The sequence below is a fragment of the Paracidovorax wautersii genome (assembly GCF_900113035.1).
GTDB classification, from domain to species: domain Bacteria; phylum Pseudomonadota; class Gammaproteobacteria; order Burkholderiales; family Burkholderiaceae_C; genus Paracidovorax; species Paracidovorax wautersii.
This window is the reverse complement of the sequence record NZ_FONX01000018.1, coordinates 16,296-34,086: the sequence shown is the minus strand read 5'-3', so window position 1 is coordinate 34,086 and position 17,791 is coordinate 16,296. Positions and strand designations below refer to the sequence as shown.

17 protein-coding genes are annotated in these 17,791 nt (G+C 67.4%); 13 read left to right on the top strand and 4 right to left on the bottom strand.

All coding sequences use genetic code 11. From position 1 onward, the window contains the following. Positions 1-17 precede the first annotated feature (17 nt). From rnr to BM070_RS20485, 11 genes are all read left to right on the top strand, one after another. Positions 18-2,348, top strand: a complete 2,331-nt coding sequence (rnr, locus tag BM070_RS20535; RefSeq protein ID WP_092941409.1) for a ribonuclease R — start codon at positions 18-20, stop codon at positions 2,346-2,348. Between the two features lie 21 nt (positions 2,349-2,369). Continuing rightward, positions 2,370-3,152: an SDR family oxidoreductase gene (locus BM070_RS20530; protein ID WP_092941407.1), complete on the top strand. Its 783-nt coding sequence runs from the start codon at positions 2,370-2,372 to the stop codon at positions 3,150-3,152. A gap of 119 nt (positions 3,153-3,271) precedes the next feature. Beyond that, entirely contained in the window at positions 3,272-3,658 is a 387-nt protein-coding gene (locus BM070_RS20525) for a thioredoxin family protein (RefSeq protein WP_092941405.1), read from the top strand. A gap of 187 nt (positions 3,659-3,845) precedes the next feature. Beyond that, a complete protein-coding gene (gene rimP, locus BM070_RS20520) occupies positions 3,846-4,457 on the top strand; it encodes a ribosome maturation factor RimP (RefSeq protein WP_092941403.1) in 612 nt (203 codons plus the stop codon). Positions 4,458-4,532: 75 nt separating this feature from the next. Next, entirely contained in the window at positions 4,533-6,020 is a 1,488-nt protein-coding gene (nusA, locus tag BM070_RS20515; protein WP_092941401.1) for a transcription termination factor NusA, read from the top strand. Between the two features lie 23 nt (positions 6,021-6,043). Further along, a complete protein-coding gene (infB, locus tag BM070_RS20510; protein ID WP_092941399.1) occupies positions 6,044-8,884 on the top strand; it encodes a translation initiation factor IF-2 in 2,841 nt (946 codons plus the stop codon). Between the two features lie 3 nt (positions 8,885-8,887). Next, entirely contained in the window at positions 8,888-9,268 is a 381-nt protein-coding gene (gene rbfA, locus BM070_RS20505) for a 30S ribosome-binding factor RbfA (RefSeq protein WP_092941397.1), read from the top strand. Then, complete coding sequence (gene truB, locus BM070_RS20500; protein ID WP_092941395.1) at positions 9,265-10,269, top strand: tRNA pseudouridine(55) synthase TruB; 1,005 nt, start codon at positions 9,265-9,267, stop codon at positions 10,267-10,269. The genes rbfA and truB overlap by 4 nt, the downstream gene beginning before the upstream one ends. Further along, positions 10,266-12,089, top strand: coding sequence for a translational GTPase TypA (gene typA / locus BM070_RS20495; protein WP_092941393.1), 1,824 nt, complete (start codon positions 10,266-10,268; stop codon positions 12,087-12,089). Before truB ends, typA begins: the two co-directional genes overlap by 4 nt. Before the next feature lie 190 nt (positions 12,090-12,279). Further along, a complete protein-coding gene (locus BM070_RS20490) occupies positions 12,280-13,182 on the top strand; it encodes a DMT family transporter (RefSeq protein ID WP_092941391.1) in 903 nt (300 codons plus the stop codon). Between the two features lie 11 nt (positions 13,183-13,193). Continuing rightward, positions 13,194-14,345: an enoyl-CoA hydratase/isomerase family protein gene (locus BM070_RS20485; RefSeq protein WP_092941486.1), complete on the top strand. Its 1,152-nt coding sequence runs from the start codon at positions 13,194-13,196 to the stop codon at positions 14,343-14,345. Positions 14,346-14,368: 23 nt separating this feature from the next. On the opposite strand, the gene BM070_RS20480 is transcribed toward BM070_RS20485, so the two are convergent. The 4 genes from BM070_RS20480 to smpB all read right to left on the bottom strand — a co-directional run bounded on the left by BM070_RS20480 (position 14,369) and on the right by smpB (position 16,831). Then, positions 14,369-15,208, bottom strand: coding sequence for an anti-sigma factor family protein (locus BM070_RS20480; protein WP_092941389.1), 840 nt, complete (start codon positions 15,206-15,208; stop codon positions 14,369-14,371). A gap of 16 nt (positions 15,209-15,224) precedes the next feature. Further along, positions 15,225-15,776 carry an RNA polymerase sigma factor gene (locus tag BM070_RS20475; protein ID WP_092941387.1) on the bottom strand — a complete coding sequence of 184 codons (552 nt, stop codon included), beginning with the start codon at positions 15,774-15,776 and terminating at the stop codon, positions 15,225-15,227. A gap of 34 nt (positions 15,777-15,810) precedes the next feature. Next, positions 15,811-16,194 carry a COG4315 family predicted lipoprotein gene (locus tag BM070_RS20470; protein WP_092941385.1) on the bottom strand — a complete coding sequence of 128 codons (384 nt, stop codon included), beginning with the start codon at positions 16,192-16,194 and terminating at the stop codon, positions 15,811-15,813. A gap of 163 nt (positions 16,195-16,357) precedes the next feature. Then, positions 16,358-16,831 (bottom strand): SsrA-binding protein SmpB, encoded by a 474-nt coding sequence (smpB, locus tag BM070_RS20465; RefSeq protein ID WP_092941383.1) that lies wholly within the window; start codon positions 16,829-16,831, stop codon positions 16,358-16,360. A gap of 141 nt (positions 16,832-16,972) precedes the next feature. Between smpB and BM070_RS20460 the strand changes: the two genes are divergently transcribed. Then, positions 16,973-17,413 carry a type II toxin-antitoxin system RatA family toxin gene (locus BM070_RS20460; protein ID WP_092941381.1) on the top strand — a complete coding sequence of 147 codons (441 nt, stop codon included), beginning with the start codon at positions 16,973-16,975 and terminating at the stop codon, positions 17,411-17,413. Next, positions 17,406-17,765 (top strand): RnfH family protein, encoded by a 360-nt coding sequence (locus tag BM070_RS20455; RefSeq protein WP_092941379.1) that lies wholly within the window; start codon positions 17,406-17,408, stop codon positions 17,763-17,765. Before BM070_RS20460 ends, BM070_RS20455 begins: the two co-directional genes overlap by 8 nt. Positions 17,766-17,791: the final 26 nt, after the last annotated feature.

The following is a 17,791-nucleotide window of genomic DNA, read 5'->3' as shown; positions in this document are numbered from 1 at the left end:
TTCAGGAAAGACTTAGATTGTATATCAAAAAAATGAACTCCGGCACGTCCGTCGCGCAAGGCGCTGACGAAATCGAAGGTAGCGTGCAGGGGCACCGAGACGGTCACGGTTTCGTGTTGCGTGACGACGGTGAAGGCGACATCTATCTGCCTCCCAACGAGATGAGGGCGGTGCTCCACAAGGACCGCGTGAAGGTCCGTATCGTGCGCCAGGACCGGCGCGGACGCCCCGAAGGCCGGGTCGTCGAGATCGTCGAACGCCCCGCGCAGCCCATCATCGGCCGCCTGCTGCAGGAAAGCGGTGTCTGGCTTGTCGCTCCCGAAGACAAGCGCTACGGCCAGGATGTGCTGATTCCCAAGGGCGCCACTGGCGTGGCCAAGCCCGGGCAGGTGGTGGTGGTCGAGCTGACCGAGCCGCCGGCGCTCTTCGGCCAGCCCGTGGGCCGCATCACGGAAGTGCTGGGCGAGGTGGACGACCCCGGCATGGAGATCGAGATCGCGGTGCGCAAATACGGCGTGCCGCATGAATTCTCCGAAGACTGCCTCGCGCAGGCCAAGGCGCTGCCCGAGAAAGTGCGCGCGCAGGACAAACGCCGCCGCGTGGACCTGACCGACGTGCCTCTCGTCACCATCGACGGCGAGGACGCGCGCGACTTCGACGATGCCGTGTACTGCGAGCCCGCCAAGGTCGGCCGCGCCAAGGGCTGGCGCCTGCTGGTGGCGATCGCCGACGTGAGCCATTACGTGGAAACCGGCAGCGCGATCGACATCGACGCCTACGACCGCGCCACCAGCGTCTATTTCCCGCGCCGGGTGATCCCCATGCTGCCGGAGAAGCTCTCCAACGGCCTGTGCTCGCTCAACCCCGAGGTCGAGCGGCTGTGCATGGTCTGCGACATGCTGGTCACGGCCAAGGGCGAAGTCCATGCCTACCAGTTCTACCCGGCGGTGATGTTCAGCCACGCCCGCTTCACCTACACCGAGGTGGCGGCCATCCTGGCGAACACGCGCGGACCGGAGGCCACCAGGCGCAAGGCGCGCGTGGCCGATCTGCTTAACCTGCACGATGTCTATCGTGCGCTGCTGGAAGCGCGCAAGCAGCGCGGCGCGGTGGACTTCGAGACCACCGAGACGCAGATCGTCTGCGACGAGAACGGCCGCATCGAGAAGATCGTGCCGCGCACGCGCAACGACGCGCACCGGCTCATCGAAGAGGCCATGCTGGCTGCCAACGTCTGCAGCGCGGACTTCATCGCGCAGGGCGGCCAGCCCGGGCTCTTCCGGGTGCACGAAGGCCCGACGCCGGAAAAGCAGGAGATCCTGCGCGGCTACCTGAAGGCCATGGGCGTCGGCATGACGATCGGCGACGATCCCAAGCCCTCCGAGTTCCAGGCCATCGCCGAGGCGACCAAGGACCGGCCCGACGCCCAGCAGATCCACACCATGCTGCTGCGTTCGATGCAGCAGGCGATCTACACGCCCATCAACAGCGGCCACTTCGGCTTGGCGTTCGAGGCCTACACGCACTTCACCAGCCCGATCCGGCGCTATCCCGACCTGCTGGTGCACCGCGTCATCAAGGCCATCCTGGGCGGCACCAAGTACAAGCTGCCCGCGTTGCCCACGCCGGGCGAAGCCCACGCCAAGTTGGCCAAGCGCCTGGCGGCCCGCGTCGCGGCGCCGACGAACAAGCCCCGCAAGGAAGTGGTCGCCCCGTCGCGCGAGACGCAGGCCTGGGAGGCCGCCGGCCTGCATTGCAGCGCCAACGAGCGCCGCGCGGACGAAGCCAGCCGCGACGTCGAGGCTTGGCTCAAGTGCAAGTACATGCGCGAGCATCTGGGCGAGGAATACAGCGGCGTGGTCAGCTCGGCCACCAGCTTCGGCATCTTCGTCACGCTCGACGCGATGTACGTGGAGGGCTTGGTCCACATCACCGAACTGGGCGGCGAATACTTCAAGTTCGACGAAGCCCGGCAGGAGCTGCGCGGCGAGCGCACGGGCATCCGCTATGCGATCGGCACGCGGGTGCGTGTGCAGGTGAGTCGCGTCGATCTGGACGGCCGCAAGATCGACTTCCGCCTGGTGCGCGAGGGTGAGGCGCTGGCGGCGCCACGCCCTGCCCGTGAGCGGGGCGCTGGTGGCGGTGCGGCGCTGCGGGTGCCGCAGGACGATGGGGCGGGGCTGGATGCTTCGCCGCCGCCGGCCCGAAGCCGGCGCGGAGCCAAGTCGCGTGCCGAGTCCTCCCCGGAGCGTTCGGCGGGCAAAGGCTCCGCCGGAGGCGCGGGCAAGGCGGCCGGCAAGAAATCGCCGGGCAAGAGCGCCTCCAAGTCGCGCCGCACGCGCCGCTGATGCGATGAGGCGGGGTATTCCATGTCGGAAAGAGAAGTGGACAAAGTGAAGGCAGCAGGATTGAGGGTGGCCATCGTCACGGGCGCAGGCTCGGGCATCGGCCGGGCGGCGTCGCTGGCGCTGTTGCGCGATGGCTGGTCGGTGGTGCTGAGCGGGCGGCGTGCCGCGCTGCTGCAGCAGGTGGCGGAGGAATCGGGTGCCGGCGCGCGTGCGCTGCCCGTGCCGGCCGATGTGTCCGACCCGCAATCGGTGCGGGCCCTGTTCGACCGTGCGGTCGAGGTCTTCGGCCGGGTGGATCTGCTGTTCAACAACGCGGGCGTCGGCGCGCCGGCCGTGCCGCTCGAAGACTTGTCCATCGAGCAGTGGAAGCAGGTGGTGGACGTCAACCTGAACGGCATGTTCTATGGCATCCAGAATGCCTTCCGCGTGATGAAGGCGCAGACGCCGCGGGGCGGGCGCATCATCAACAACGGCTCGATCTCGGCGCACACGCCCCGGCCCAACTCCATCGCCTACACCGCGACCAAGCATGCCGTCGTCGGGTTGACGAAGACCGCCTCGCTGGACGGGCGCAAATACGACATCGCCGTGGGCCAGATCGATGTGGGCAATGCGGGCACCGAACTGGCCCAGCGCATGACGCAGGGCGTGATGCAGGCGCACGGGGTGGTGGCGGCGGAGCCCTTGATGGATGTGGAGATCGTGGGCCAGTCGGTGCTCTACATGGCCAACCTGCCGCTGGAGGCCAATGTGATGTTCCATACCGTCATGGCGACCAAGATGCCTTTCGCCGGCCGTGGCTGAGGGCTTCGGGTGCGGTCTTGCGGGCTATCCGCCGTGCCCTGTTCCGGCAGTCGCTACCATCGGCCTGGTCCGCCCCTGCGGCGGGCCGATGCACCGTGACTGACCAGACTTCCGCTTCCATGACTTCATCCTCCCCGGCGCCGAGCGCCGCCCTCGACGATTCCGCCACCTGGGTCGTGTGCCTGTGCGCCGCCTGGTGCGGCGTCTGCCGCGACTACCGGGCCGCCTTCGACGAAATCGCGGCGTCCCGCCCGGGCGCGCGCTTCGTCTGGGTGGATGTGGAGGACGAGGAGGATCTGGCGGGCGATGTGGATGTGGACACGTTCCCCACGCTGCTGGTGGGGCAGGGGGGCTCGGCCCGTTTCTTCGGCCCGCTGCTGCCGCAGGCGGGGGTGCTCCGGCGCCTGCTCGAAAGCCTGTCGGCCGAGGGCGGAGCGCCTGCTCCGGCCGAGGCGCAAGCGTTGTTGGCACGCATCAGCGCAGCGCATTCGCAGCGGGCGGCATGATGCAAGTTGTGTGCCTCTGCCTTGGCAGATCAAGGCGTTACGCGCTACAATAAGAGCCTCACGACCAGACGGGCGGGTACTCACCGCCCGTTTTTTTTGGGCGTTTGTTTTCGAGCTCGAAGCTGCCGGAAATAATTCGGGCGGTTGTCGGGTTTTTCGCATTTCTGGAAACTGAACTGAAGCACACGTGGCATTGCAAGAGATCGTTGAACAAACTGTGGCCGGGCTGGGCTATGACCTGGTGGAGATCGAGCGCTCCGCTGGAGGCTTGCTGCGCATCACCATCGATCTCCCCTGGAGTGCCCCCGTCATTGCCGCCGACGGCGATGCCGAGGCCGCAGTGCCCGCGCTGCCCGATCAGTTCGTCACCGTCGAGGATTGCGAAAAGGTCACGCGCCAGCTGCAGTTCGCCCTGGAAGTCGATGGCGTGGACTACAAGCGGCTCGAGGTGTCCTCTCCCGGCATCGACCGGCCCTTGCGCCACGAACAGGATTTCGTGCGCTTCGCCGGCTCGGTGATCGACCTCACGCTCAAGGCCCCGCTGGGTGCCGCGGCCGAAGGCCAGGTGAACGTCAATCGCAAGAAATTCCGCGGCACGCTCGAGCGTGCCGAGTCCGGAGGCTGGCAGATCGTGTGGAGCGACGAGCCCGCAGTGAAGCCCGGCCAGAAAGTGAGCAAGAAGCGCGTGCCCGCCCCGCTGCAGGCTCTGGGGTTCACCCTTGACGAGCTCAAGGACGCACGCCTGGCACCGCTGGTGGATTTCAAGGGGCGCGGCGGGTCCAAGTCGGGCCAGGCCTGAAGCCCTGGCGCCAGAACAGTATGGGGTTGCTGCCGGCGCAGCGGCCCTCGGTGATTGAAATAGGAGAGTCCTCGCATGAATCGCGAATTGTTGATGTTGGTCGAAGCCATTTCGCGCGAAAAGAACGTGGAGCGCGACGTGGTGTTCGGCGCCGTGGAATTGGCCCTGGCCCAGGCCACCAAGAAGCTGTATCCGGGCGAGGTGGACATTCGCGTGTCGATCGATCGCGACAGTGGCAACTACGAGACTTTCCGTCGCTGGCTGGTGGTGCCCGACGATGCCGGCCTGCAGAATCCGGACGCCGAAGAGCTGCTCATGGATGCGCGTGACCGCATCCCCGACATCGAAGTCGGCGAGCACATCGAAGAAGGCGTCGAATCCGTGCCCATCGGCCGTATCGGCGCGATGGCCGCCAAGCAGGTCATCCTGCAGAAGATCCGCGACGCCGAGCGCGAGATGCTGCTCAACGACTTCATGTCGCGCGGCGAGAAGATCTTCACCGGCACCGTCAAGCGCATGGACAAGGGCGACATCATCGTCGAGTCCGGCCGCGTGGAAGGTCGCCTGCGCCGCTCCGAAATGATCCCGAAGGAAAACCTGCGCAGCGGCGACCGCGTGCGGGCCATGATCATGGAAGTGGACCTGACGCTGCGCGGCGCTCCGATCATCCTGTCGCGCTCCGCGCCGGAATTCATGATCGAGCTCTTCCGCAACGAAGTGCCCGAGATCGAGCAGGGCCTGCTCGAGATCAAGAGCTGCGCGCGTGACGCCGGCAGCCGCGCCAAGATCGCCGTGCTCTCGCACGACAAGCGCGTGGACCCGATCGGCACCTGCGTCGGCGTGCGCGGCACCCGCGTGAACGCCGTGACCAACGAGCTCGCAGGCGAGCGCGTGGACATCGTGCTGTGGTCCGAAGACCCGGCGCAGTTCGTCATCGGCGCGCTGGCTCCGGCCAACGTCTCGTCCATCGTGGTGGACGAGGAAAAGCACGCCATGGACGTGGTGGTGGATGAGGAAAACCTCGCCATCGCCATCGGCCGCGGCGGCCAGAACGTGCGCCTCGCTTCCGACCTCACGGGCTGGAAGATCAACATCATGGACGCGGCCGAGTCTGCCCAGAAGCAGGCCAACGAAACCGACACGGCCCGCCGCCTGTTCATGGAAAAGCTGGATGTGGACGAGGAAATCGCCGACATCCTGATCGCCGAAGGTTTTGCCAGCCTGGAAGAGGTGGCCTATGTGCCGCTGCAGGAAATGCTGGAAATCGAGAGCTTCGACGAAGACACGGTCACCGAACTGCGTTCGCGTGCCAAGGACGCCCTGCTGACGATGGAAATCGCCCGCGAGGAAAGCGTGGAAGGCGTCTCGCAGAACCTGCGCGACCTGGAAGGCCTCACGCCCGAACTCATCGCCAAGCTGGCGGAGGGTGGCGTCAACAGCCGCGACGACCTGGCCGATCTGGCCATCGATGAATTGACCGAACTGACCGGACAGTCGCCGGAAGATGCCAAGGCCTTGATCATGAAGGCGCGCGAACACTGGTTCGCAGGGCAGCAAGAGTAAGGGTAGGGAGGTACCAATCCAATATGTCCAGTAATACCGTCGCCGAGTTCGCTACCGAACTCAAGAAGTCTCCCGAGACCCTGCTCGATCAACTCAAGTCCGCAGGCGTGACCAAGTCCAGTCCTGGCGATGTCCTGTCCGAAGCCGACAAGCAGAAGCTGCTGTCCTTCCTGCAGGCCAGCCACGGCACCGTGGCCACCGATCGCCGGAAGATCACCCTGACCAAGAAGTCCACCAGCGAAATCAAGCAGGCGGACGCCACGGGCAAGGCGCGCACCATCCAGGTCGAAGTGCGCAAGAAGCGCACCTTCATCAAGCGTGAAGACGAAGCCGACAACGCGCCTGACACCGAAGACGTCCACGAAGCGCCCAGCGCCGAGGACCAGGATCTGGTGCGCCGCGAGGAAGAAGCCCGCGGCCAGGCCGAGCTGATCCGCCGCCAGGAAGAAGAGCTCAGCGCCAAGCGCCTGGAGCGTGAAGCCCGCGAGCAGCGCGAACGCGAAGCCGAAGAGCGCGCTGCCGCCTATGCCGCCCAGGAAGCCGAGAAGGCTGCCCAGGTGTCGGCACAGCGCCAGGAAGTGGTGCGCGGCCAGGCCGCCGAAGCCGCAGCCCGCGCTGCCGCCCAGGCCGAGGCACGTGCCAAGGCCGAGGCCGAGTCCGCTGCCCGTGCCGCCGAGGAAGCCGCTCGCGCTGCCGACCTCGACGAGCGCCGCCGCAAGGCGCTGGCCGAGGCTGAAGCCATCCGCGCCATGATGGCCGCACCCAAGAAGGTGCTGGTCGCCAAGAAGCCCGAAGAGCCGAAGCCGGCTCCCAAGCCCGCTGGCGCGGCCGATGCCAAGAAGGGCACGCTGCACAAGCCCGCCGCCACGCCTGGCGGTGCGCGCACCGCTGCGCCTGCCGCTCCGGGCGGCGCTGGCAAGGAAGTCAAGTCCGCCAAGCTCTCTTCGAGCTGGGCCGGCGATCCTGCCAAGAAGAAGGAAATCAAGACCCGCGGCGACAGCAGCGGTGGCGTGGGGCGCAACAACTGGCGCGCCGGCCCGCGTGGCCGCCGTGGCAACGACCGTGGCGACGACCATCACCACCAGCAGCAGGCGCCCGTGGAGGCCCGCATCATCGAAGTGCACGTGCCCGAAACCATCACGGTGGCCGAGCTCGCGCACAAGATGTCGATCAAGGCGTCCGAAGTCATCAAGGCGCTGATGAAGATGGGCCAGATGGTCACCATCAACCAGCCGCTGGACCAGGACACGGCCATGATCGTGGTCGAGGAAATGGGCCACAAGGCCGTCGTGGCGGCGCTGGACGATCCGGAAGCCTTCACCGACGAGGACGTGTCCGGCCAACAGGCCGAGCAGCTGCCCCGCGCTCCCGTGGTCACCGTCATGGGCCACGTGGACCACGGCAAGACCTCGCTGCTGGACTACATCCGCCGCACCAAGGTGGCTGCGGGCGAAGCCGGCGGCATCACGCAGCACATCGGCGCCTACCACGTCGAAACGCCGCGCGGCATGGTGTCGTTCCTCGACACCCCCGGCCACGAGGCCTTCACGGCCATGCGTGCCCGCGGTGCCCAGGCAACCGACATCGTCATCCTGGTGGTGGCGGCCGACGACGGCGTCATGCCGCAGACCAAGGAAGCCATCAAGCACGCCAAGGCTGCGAAGGTGCCGATCGTGGTGGCCATCACCAAGTCCGACAAGCCCGATGCGAACTTCGATCGCGTCAAGCAGGAACTGGTGGTCGAAGAGGTCGTGCCCGAAGAGTACGGCGGCGATTCGCCGTTCGTGCCCGTGTCTTCCAAGACCGGCTCCGGCATCGACGAGCTGCTCGAGCAGGTGCTGCTGCAGGCTGAAGTGCTGGAACTCAAGGCATCGGTCGATTCCCTGGCCAAGGGCCTGGTGATCGAAGCCCAGCTGGACAAGGGTCGCGGCCCCGTGGCCACGGTGCTGGTGCAGTCCGGCACGCTGAAGGTGGGCGACGTGGTGCTGGCCGGCCAGACCTATGGCCGCGTGCGCGCCATGCTGGACGAGAACGGCAAGACGGCCAAGACGGCCGGTCCGTCGATCCCGGTGGAAATCCAGGGTCTGACCGAAGTGCCGCAGGCTGGCGACGAGTTCATGGTGCTCTCCGACGAGCGCCGTGCCCGCGAAATCGCGACCTACCGCGCCGGCAAGTTCCGCAACACCAAGCTGGCCAAGCAGCAGGCTGCGAAGCTGGAGAACATGTTCGCCGACATGACGGCGGGCGAGGTCAAGACCCTGCCCATCATCATCAAGGCCGACGTGCAGGGTTCGCAGGAAGCTCTGGCCCAGTCGCTGCTCAAGCTCTCGACCGACGAGGTCAAGGTGCAGCTGGTGTACGCCGCGGTCGGTGCGATCAGCGAGTCCGACATCAACCTGGCGATCGCCTCCAAGGCCATCGTGATCGGCTTCAACGTGCGTGCCGATGCCGGCGCGCGCAAGACGGCCGAAAGCAACGGCGTGGACCTGCACTACTACAGCATCATCTACGACGCTGTCGATGAGCTGAAGGTGGCCATGTCCGGCATGCTGGCTCCCGAGCAGCGCGAGGAAATCATCGGCACGGCCGAGATCCGCACCGTGTTCGTGGCCTCCAAGATCGGTACGGTCGCGGGTTCCTACATCACCTCCGGAATGGTCCATCGCAATGCACGCTTCCGCCTGCTGCGCGACAACGTGGTGGTGTACACGGGCGAAGTCGAATCGCTGCGCCGCCTCAAGGACGACGTCAAGGAAGTCAAGGAAGGCTTCGAGTGCGGCGTGAAGTTGAAGAACTACAACGACATCAAGGAAGGTGATCAGCTGGAGTTCTTCGACATCAAGGAAATCGCACGGACGCTGTAAGCCATGGCTGCCAAGAAATCCTCCACGCCCAACCGCGGCTTCAAGGTCGCGGATCAGATCCAGCGCGATCTGACCGAGCTCATCGCGCGCGAACTCAAGGACCCGCGCGTGGGCATGGTCACGCTGCAGGGCGTGGAAGTGACGCCCGACTACGCCCACGCGAAGGTCTTCTTCAGCGTGCTGCTGGGCGATCCGCAGGCGACGCAGGAAGCGCTGAACCAGGCCGCAGGTTTCCTGCGCAACGGCCTGTTCAAGCGCCTGCACATCCACACCGTGCCGACGCTGCATTTCGTCTATGACCGCACGACCGAGCGCGCGTCCGACATGAATGCGCTGATCGCGCGCGCCGTGGCCTCCCGCTCCAAGGACGACGAAGCAGCATGACGGCACGCGCTCCCCGCATCCGGGTGCAGCGGCGCCCGGTGCACGGAGTGCTGCTGCTCGACAAGCCGCTGGGCTTTTCCAGCAACGACGCCTTGCAGAAGGTGAAGTGGCTGCTGCGCGCCGAAAAGGCGGGCCATACCGGCACGCTCGATCCGCTGGCCAGCGGCGTCCTGCCGCTGTGCTTCGGCGCGGCGACCAAGTTCAGCCAGCTGCAGCTCGATGCGCCCAAGACCTACGAGGCCGTGGCGCGCCTGGGCGTGACCACGTCCACCGGCGATGCCGAGGGCGACGTGCTGGCGCGCTGCGACGTCGATCCGGCCCAGCTCACTCCCGAGCGGCTGGCCGAGGTGCAGCGGCAGTTCTCCGGCCCGATCCGGCAGGTGCCGCCCATGCACAGCGCGCTCAAGAAGGACGGCAAGGCGCTCTACGAATACGCCCGCGCGGGCATCGAGGTGGAACGCCCGGCCCGCGATGTGGTCATCCATGGCCTGCAACTGGCGCTGGCGCTTGAAGATCCTGCGCAGCCAGCTATCAAAATGATAGTGACCTGCAGCAAGGGCACCTACATCCGCACCCTGGGCGAGGACATCGGCCAGGCGTTGGGTTGCGGCGCGCACCTCACGTTCCTGCGCCGCATCGACACGGGCGGCCTGGGCGTGGAGCGCTGCGTCACGCTGGCCGCGCTGGAGGCCATGACGGAAACCGAGCGGCTGGCCTGCGTGCAGCCGGTCGAGACGCTGCTGGCGGGGCACACGCGTGTCACGCTGGACAGCGACAATGCCGCCCGATTCCTGTCGGGCGTGCGGCGCCGTGGCTCCTGGCCCGACGCCGCCGCCGTGGCGGTCTTCGGCGACCGGCCGCATGCCCTGCTGGGCGTGGGCCACACCGCCGCTGGCGAGCTGGTGCCCGAGCGGCTCCTGAGCCCGCTCGAAATTCAACAGATTCTGGGAATCGAAAACACGCCGCCGGCCACCGCGCCCGGCACATTGGAAGCACTATGAGCAAACAAATCCGCAACATCGCCATCATCGCGCACGTTGACCACGGCAAGACCACCATGGTGGACCAGCTGCTGCGCCAGTCGGGCACCTTCGCCGACCATGAAAAGGTCGTCGATACCGTCATGGACAACAACGCGATCGAAAAAGAGCGCGGCATCACCATCCTGGCCAAGAACTGCGCCGTGAGCTGGGAAGGCACGCACATCAACATCGTGGACACCCCGGGCCACGCGGACTTCGGTGGCGAAGTCGAGCGTGCCCTGTCGATGGTGGACAGCGTGGTGCTGCTGATCGACGCGCAGGAAGGCCCCATGCCCCAGACGCGCTTCGTGACCAAGAAGGCCCTGGCCCTGGGCCTGCGCCCGATCCTGGTGGTGAACAAGGTGGACAAGCCCGGTGCCAACCCCGACAAGGTGGTGAACGCCGCGTTCGACCTGTTCGACAAGCTGGGCGCGACCGACGAGCAGCTGGACTTCCCCGTGGTGTACGCCTCGGGCATCAACGGCTGGTCGTCGCTGGAAGAAGGCGCTCCGGGCGAGCAGTGGGGCCCCGACATGTCGGCCCTGTTCAACACCATCCTCAAGCACGTGCCGCCGAACTCCGGCGACCCGACCGCTCCGCTGCAGCTGCAGATCTCGGCGCTGGACTTCTCCACCTTCGTGGGCCGCATCGGCGTGGGCCGCATCAGCCAGGGTACGCTCAAGCCCGGCCAGGACGTGCTGGTCATGGAAGGTCCTGACGGCAAGAGCGTCAAGGGCCGCGTGAACCAGGTGCTGACCTTCCAGGGCCTGGACCGCATGCAGACCCCGCTGGCCGGCCCCGGCGACATCGTGCTGATCAACGGCATCGAGGACATCGGCATCGGCGTGACCGTGACCGACCCCTCCAACCCCGCGCCGCTGCCCATGCTGAAGGTGGACGAGCCCACGCTGACCATGAACTTCTGCGTGAACACCTCGCCCCTGGCCGGCCGTGAAGGCAAGTTCGTGACCAGCCGCCAGATCTGGGACCGCCTGCAGAAGGAACTGCAGCACAACGTGGCCCTGCGCGTGAAGGAAACCGACGAAGAAGGCATCTTCGAAGTGATGGGCCGGGGCGAACTGCACCTGACCATCCTGCTGGAGAACATGCGCCGCGAAGGCTACGAGCTGGCCGTCTCCAAGCCGCGCGTGGTGTTCCGCGACATCGACGGCGTCAAGCATGAGCCTATCGAGCTGGTCACGGCCGACATCGAAGAAGGCCACCAAGGCGGCGTGATGCAGGCCCTGGGCGAGCGCAAGGGCGAGCTGGTCAACATGGAATCCGACGGCCGTGGCCGCGTGCGCCTGGAATACCGCATTCCTGCGCGTGGCCTGATCGGCTTCACCAACGAATTCCTGAACCTGACGCGTGGTTCCGGCCTCATCAGCAACATCTTCGACAGCTACGAGCCGCACAAGGGCGACATCGGCGGCCGCAAGAACGGCGTGCTGATCTCCATGGACGATGGTGAAATCTTCACCTACGCCCTGGGCAAGCTCGACGACCGCGGCCGCATGTTCGTGAAGGCCAACGATCCGGTGTACGAAGGCATGATCGTGGGCATCCACAGCCGTGACAACGACCTGATCGTGAACGCCACGCGTACCAAGCAACTGACCAACTTCCGCGTCTCCGGCAAGGAAGACGCGATCAAGATCACGCCCCCGATCGACCTCACGCTGGAATACGGCGTGGAATTCATCGAGGACGACGAGCTGGTCGAAATCACGCCCAAGAGCGTGCGCCTGCGCAAGCGCTTCCTGACGGAAAACGAGCGCAAGCGCGCTTCGCGTTCCTGATCGGGCGCATGCGCCGAAGCGGCGGGGGCTGAGCCCCCACCGCGCACGGACAAGGGTGAGCCGGCCGCGAGGCGGGCTCACCCTTTTTGCCGTCCGGGCCTGCCGACAAGGCCGGCTTCAAGAGAGTTTCCGAACCCCCGTGGTTCGTTGTGCGCCCGCCTCGGAATGAAGGCAGCGCTGGAGTGTGGATATGGCGAGCGTGAAGGCAGGGGAGGGCTGGGGCCGGCTCACCCACGGCAAGGCCGTATGGCTGATGGTGGCGATCACGCTGATGTGGTCGATCGCCGGCGTGGTCACGCGCCACCTGGAGGCGGCGCGCAGCTTCGAGGTCACCTTCTGGCGCAGCCTCTTCACCGTGGTGGCGCTGCTGGTCATCCTGCCGGCCCTGCAGGGCCGGGCGGTGTTCGCCGCCATGCGGCACGGCGGCCGGGCGCTCTGGGTGTCGGGCCTGTGCTGGGGCGTGATGTTCACCGCCTTCATGGTGGCCATCCTGCTCATGCCGGTGGCTAACGTGCTGGTGACCATGGCCGTGGGCCCGCTGCTCACCGCGCTCTTCGCCTGGGCCTTCATCGGCCACCACATCGCGCCGCGCACCTGGGCGGCCATCGGCGTGGCGGGCGTGGGCATCGGCTGGATGTATGGCTCCCAGATGGCCGGCCTGCCCCTGCTGGGCACCGTGGTGGCGCTGTGCGTCCCCGTGGCGGCAGCGGTGAACTGGACGGTGGTGCAACATTCGCAGCGCCACGGCCATGCAGTGGATCTGGCCCCCGCCGTGCTGGTGGGCGCGCTGCTCTCGGTGGTGGCGACGCTGCCAGTGGCGCTGCCCTTCCAGGCTTCGGCGCATGACCTGGGCCTGCTGGCGCTGCTGGGCGTGGTCCAGCTGGCCGTGCCCTGCGTGCTGGTGGTGCGCTGCGGCCAGGTGCTCAAGGCCCCGGAGATCGCGCTGCTCGGCCTGCTGGAGGTGGTTTTCGGTATCGTGCTGGCCTGGCTGGGCGCGGGCGAAGAGCCCGGCGCAGCCGTGCTGACGGGCGGCGCGCTGGTCATCGGTGCGCTGGTGTGCAACGAACTGCTGGGTTGGAGAGAACAACGATGAGCGAGAAGAACATGGAGACAACGACGACGACCGCTGCCGCATCCGCGAAGGGCGGTGCGGCCACTGCTGTGGTGCAGGGCGAGATCCTGAGCGAGGTGCGCGGCCGGGTGGGCTTCATCACCCTGAACCGGCCCAAGGCGCTCAACGCCCTGTCGCTGGGCATGGTGCGCGAACTCATGCGCGTGCTGCTGGCCTGGCGGCAGGATTCGGATGTGCTGGCCGTCGCCATCCGCGGCAGCAACAAGGAAGGCCCGTTCGGCGCCTTCTGCGCGGGCGGCGACATCCGCTTCCTGCACCAGGCGGGCAGCCAGGGCCATCCGCAGCTGGAAGACTTCTTCACCGAAGAATACGCGCTCAACCACCTCATCCACCACTACGGCAAGCCCTACATCGCCTTCATGGACGGCATCGTCATGGGCGGCGGCATGGGCATCAGCCAGGGCGCGAGCCTGCGCATCGTGACAGAGCGCACCAAGATGGCCATGCCTGAGACGGCCATCGGCCTGTTTCCCGACGTGGGCGGCGGCTACTTCCTCTCGCGCTGCCCGGGCCAGGTCGGCGAATGGCTGGCGCTCACCGGCCAGACCATCGGCGCCGAGGAGGCCGTGGCCGCCCGCCTGGCCGATGGCCGCCTGGCCGCGGCCGACCAGCCTGCGGTGTGGGATGCACTGGGCAGCCAGCCCTTCGCCGACGGCGCGGCCGTGCAGCAATGGGTTGCTTCTAAATTGATAGCTGAAAACCCAGGTGAGATAAGCGCTGGAGGCAAAATTGACCAATATTTCAGCCTGCCCGACGTGCCCGCCATCGTGGCGGCGCTGGAAGCCGCCGCAGGCGATGACGACTGGTGCCGTACCACCGCCGCCACGTTGCGCCAGCGCTCGCCGCTGATGCTCTTCGTGGTGCTGGAGCAGATCCGCCGTGCGCGGGGCATGGGCCTGGCCGACGACCTGCGCATGGAGCGCGACATGGTGCGCCACTGCTTCTACCTGCGCCCCGGCCAGAGCGAGACGCTGGAAGGCATCCGCGCGCTGGCGGTGGACAAGGACCATGCCCCGCGCTGGAACCCAGCCCGCATCGAAGACGTCGCGCCCGAGCAGGCCCTGGCCTTCTTCGAGAGCCCCTGGCCCGCCCACGCGCATCCGCTGGCGGCCCTGGCCGACTGAGCCGGCCTCTGCGGCTGCGGCGGCTAATCCGGCACCAGCTGCCGGTGCACGGCCGTGGCCAGCGCCAGCAGCGCGGCGCGGGGCATCTCGCCGCTCAGCGCATAGCCGAAGCCCCGGTCCACCCAGTAGAAGCTGGCCACGGGGCCTTCCTCGTTGAAGCGGAAGGCCGTCTCCGCGGCGCGCCCGCCTGCGGCGCCTGCCGTGCCATCGACGGCGCCCACATAGAGGGTGATGCGCTGGCCGCCCGCGTTCTGGTACATGAACTGCGCGCGCGCGCCGGCGCCGCCGGGCAGCAGCCGCCCGCCCATCAGATCGAAGCCTTCCGCCGACAGCGCCGGCACGGCCAGCGGCCGGCCCAGCCGCTTCGACAGCCACTGCACCAGATGCTCCTGCTGCGCGGCCGTGACCTCGACTGGGTGGCGCTGCTCGGGCTGGAACACCGCATGGGCCACGGCGGCCTGCCGCACGAAGGCCAGCGGCGTGCCGGTGGCCTGGGCCAGGGGTACGTTCGTGTCGCCCGAGGGGCTCCAGTGGCCGTGCAGGCCCCAGCCCAGCCCGAAGGCCAGCAGCCAGCCGGCCGCGATGCCGCCCCAGCGGCGCCAGAGCATCTGCTGGTCGCGCCGGTGCTGCAGAGCATCGGCCGCGCGGCGCAGGTCCTGCGGCAGACCGGCATCGGCCAGCCCGGCATGGAGGGTGCGCAGGGCGTCGCGCTGCTGCTGCCAGTCCGCCAGGCGGGCGAGGGCGTCCGCATCCAGCCGGGCGCGCAGGGCGTCGGCCTCGTCGGGCGGCAGCTGGCCGTCCACCAGCGCGTGCAGGCGGCGGTCGTCGTCGTCATCCATGGGCGAGGGGGCGGGGCGGTTCATGGCGGGGGCTCCATCGTCATTTCAGCCGCCGCAGCGCGGGCGGCGAGCCGTGGGTGGGGGCCGGCCGCGCAGGGCGGCTGCCGCCGGCCTCCGTGGCGCCATCCATCATCCAATCGCGCATGCGCGAGCGGGCCCGCGAGAGGCGTGACATCACGGTGCCGATGGGCACCTGCAGCACCTGCGCGACCTCGGCATAGGGCATGTCTTCCAGCGTCACCAGCAGCAGCACGGCGCGCTGGTCGGCAGGCAGGCGCTGCAGGCAGCGCTCTAGGTCCAGCGCCGTGTCGTGGCCGGTGGCGGCTGCGGGTAGCTGGTCCGCGGCTGCGGAGTCATGTGGGTCCAGCACCTGCAGGGGCGGTGCGCCCCGGCGCTGGTTGAGATAGAGGTTGTGCATGAGCGTGAAGAGCCACGCCCGCAGGTCGGTGCCGGTGCGCCAGAGCAGCCATTTGCGGCAGGCGCGCTCCAGCGTGTCCTGCACCAGGTCGTCGGCCGCCCAGCGGTCGCCCGTCAGCATGCGCGCATAGCGGCGCAGGCCGGGGAGATGGTCCAGCACCTGGGCGCGGTCCATGGCGGGCGAGGGCGGCCGGCGACCAGAGGGCCGGTCAGGGCGTGGCGGTGTGCCAGACCTTGTTCACGCCGTCGCCGGTCTTGTCTCCGGGCTTGGCGTCCTTGACCCAGTAGTAGAGCGGCTTGCCCTTGTAGGCGATCTGGCGGCTGCCGTCATCGCGCTGGACGACGGAATAGTCAGGGCCAGCCGGTGCCATGGCGCCTGCCATCAGCGGGGGCCAATTGACGGCGCACTGCCCGTTGCAGACCGACTTGCCGCTGCCGGCGGTGTCCTTGTCGAAGGTGTAGAGCGTCATGCCGTTCGCGCCGACCAGCACGCCGTTCTGCACGCTCGCCGGGGCGGCGGGCTGGGTGGCGGCGCAACCGCCGGCCAGCGCCAGCGCGGCCAGGATGGGGGCCAGGGAGGTGAGCTTCTTCATCGGATTCTCCTGTGATGCCGGCCGCGCCGCGTGCGGAATGCACGGGGCAAGAGGCGGCCTGCGAAGGGATGAACACCTGCGGCCGGGTGTTTATTCCAGGTCCGCGCAAAAAAAAGCCGGGGCCGCCTGCGGGCCCCTCAGAACACGTTCTCAGCCGCCCGCATCAGCGGTGATGCACCTTCATCGCGCGTTCCACTTCGCGCTTGCCTTCGCGGTCCTTGATGGTGTCGCGCTTGTCGTGCTCGGCCTTGCCCTTGGCCAGGGCGATCTCGCATTTCACCCGGCCATCCTTCCAGTGCAGGTTGAGCGGCACGAGCGTGTAGCCCTTCTGATCGACCTTGTTCACCAGCTTCTGGATCTGCTCCTTGTGCAGCAGCAGCTTCTTGGTGCGGGCGGCCTCGGGGTTGACGTGGGTCGATGCGGTCTTGAGCGGGTTGATCTGGCAGCCGATCAGGAAGAGCTCGCCGCCGCGCGCGAGCACGTAGCCGTCGGTGAGCTGCACCTTGCCTTCGCGCAGGGCCTTCACTTCCCAGCCTTGCAGCACCAGGCCGGCTTCGAGTCGCTCTTCGAAGAAATAGTTGTATGCCGCTTTTTTGTTGTCGGCGATGCGGGACGATGTTTCGGGTTTCTTGGCCATGGTTTCCAGATGCGGCGCAAACCGGGAGATGAAAGGGCTCCCTACAATTGTTGTCGTCTCGCTCGCCGGGATTCTAGGACAGGCCACTTCGGGAACCCGTCCCACCCGATGTGCTGCTGCATGCCTCTAACATTTGCGCCCATGAAATCCGTCAACAAGTCCGTCCTGATCTGGTATAGCCCCGAAGAAATGTTTGCCCTCGTGACGGATGTGGCCAAGTACCCCGAATTCCTGCCCTGGTGCGACCGTGCGGCGGTGCTGGAGCGCGACGGCGACACGATGACGGCCGAGGTCGGCATCGCGCTGGGCGCCATCCGCAAATCCTTCGTGACCCGCAACACGCACGTGCCGGGGCGCAGCGTGCAGATGCAGCTGGTCAAGGGTCCGTTCTCGCGGCTGGAAGGCATCTGGCAGTTCCATCCCGTGGGCGATGGCACCCAGCGCGCCTGCAAGGTCGAGCTGCAGCTGCAGTACGGCTTCGACAACGCGGCGCTCGCGGCCCTGGTGGGGCCCGTGTTCGACCGTATCGCCGGCACCATGGTGGATGCCTTCATCAAGCGCGCCGAACAGGTCTATGGCTGAGGCTGGATCGCAGGCGGTGGAAGCAGTAGAGCCTTCGCTGCGCATCTCCGTGGCGGCCTCGCCCGCGCCCGGTGCCGCAAAGGAATGGAATCTGGAGTTGCCGGCCGGCGCCACCGTGGGCGATGCCCTGAAGGCCTGCGGGCTGAATCCCGATGATGCGCGGTGCGCGGCCAGCGTCTGGGGCCGTGCCGCCGAGCCCGGGCAGCGGCTGCGCGACCAGGATCGTGTGGAGTGGACCCGCGCTCTGCTGGTGGACCCAAAGACGGCCCGGCGCGAACGCTTTGCCAGGCAGGGCGCACGCTCGGCGGGCCTGTTCGCGGGCCGCAGGCCCGGGGCCAAGGCGGGTTACTGAACCCCTGGGCAACTGGCGACGCGCTG

What these genes read in the sequence shown, in the direction of transcription:
- BM070_RS20475 (WP_092941387.1), bottom strand. Translation starts at nt 15,776, where the DNA reads ATGGACCGCGCCCAGGTGCTGGACCATCTCCCCGGCCTGCGCCGCTAT.
- BM070_RS20470 (WP_092941385.1), bottom strand. Translation starts at nt 16,194, where the DNA reads ATGAAGAAGCTCACCTCCCTGGCCCCCATCCTGGCCGCGCTGGCGCTG.
- BM070_RS20525 (WP_092941405.1), top strand. Translation starts at nt 3,272, where the DNA reads ATGACTTCATCCTCCCCGGCGCCGAGCGCCGCCCTCGACGATTCCGCC.
- rbfA (WP_092941397.1), top strand. Translation starts at nt 8,888, where the DNA reads ATGGCTGCCAAGAAATCCTCCACGCCCAACCGCGGCTTCAAGGTCGCG.
- BM070_RS20530 (WP_092941407.1), top strand. Translation starts at nt 2,370, where the DNA reads ATGTCGGAAAGAGAAGTGGACAAAGTGAAGGCAGCAGGATTGAGGGTG.
- BM070_RS20460 (WP_092941381.1), top strand. Translation starts at nt 16,973, where the DNA reads ATGAAATCCGTCAACAAGTCCGTCCTGATCTGGTATAGCCCCGAAGAA.
- BM070_RS20480 (WP_092941389.1), bottom strand. Translation starts at nt 15,208, where the DNA reads ATGAACCGCCCCGCCCCCTCGCCCATGGATGACGACGACGACCGCCGC.
- BM070_RS20455 (WP_092941379.1), top strand. Translation starts at nt 17,406, where the DNA reads ATGGCTGAGGCTGGATCGCAGGCGGTGGAAGCAGTAGAGCCTTCGCTG.
- nusA (WP_092941401.1), top strand. Translation starts at nt 4,533, where the DNA reads ATGAATCGCGAATTGTTGATGTTGGTCGAAGCCATTTCGCGCGAAAAG.
- BM070_RS20485 (WP_092941486.1), top strand. Translation starts at nt 13,194, where the DNA reads ATGGAGACAACGACGACGACCGCTGCCGCATCCGCGAAGGGCGGTGCG.
- typA (WP_092941393.1), top strand. Translation starts at nt 10,266, where the DNA reads ATGAGCAAACAAATCCGCAACATCGCCATCATCGCGCACGTTGACCAC.
- BM070_RS20490 (WP_092941391.1), top strand. Translation starts at nt 12,280, where the DNA reads ATGGCGAGCGTGAAGGCAGGGGAGGGCTGGGGCCGGCTCACCCACGGC.
- smpB (WP_092941383.1), bottom strand. Translation starts at nt 16,831, where the DNA reads ATGGCCAAGAAACCCGAAACATCGTCCCGCATCGCCGACAACAAAAAA.
- truB (WP_092941395.1), top strand. Translation starts at nt 9,265, where the DNA reads ATGACGGCACGCGCTCCCCGCATCCGGGTGCAGCGGCGCCCGGTGCAC.
- infB (WP_092941399.1), top strand. Translation starts at nt 6,044, where the DNA reads ATGTCCAGTAATACCGTCGCCGAGTTCGCTACCGAACTCAAGAAGTCT.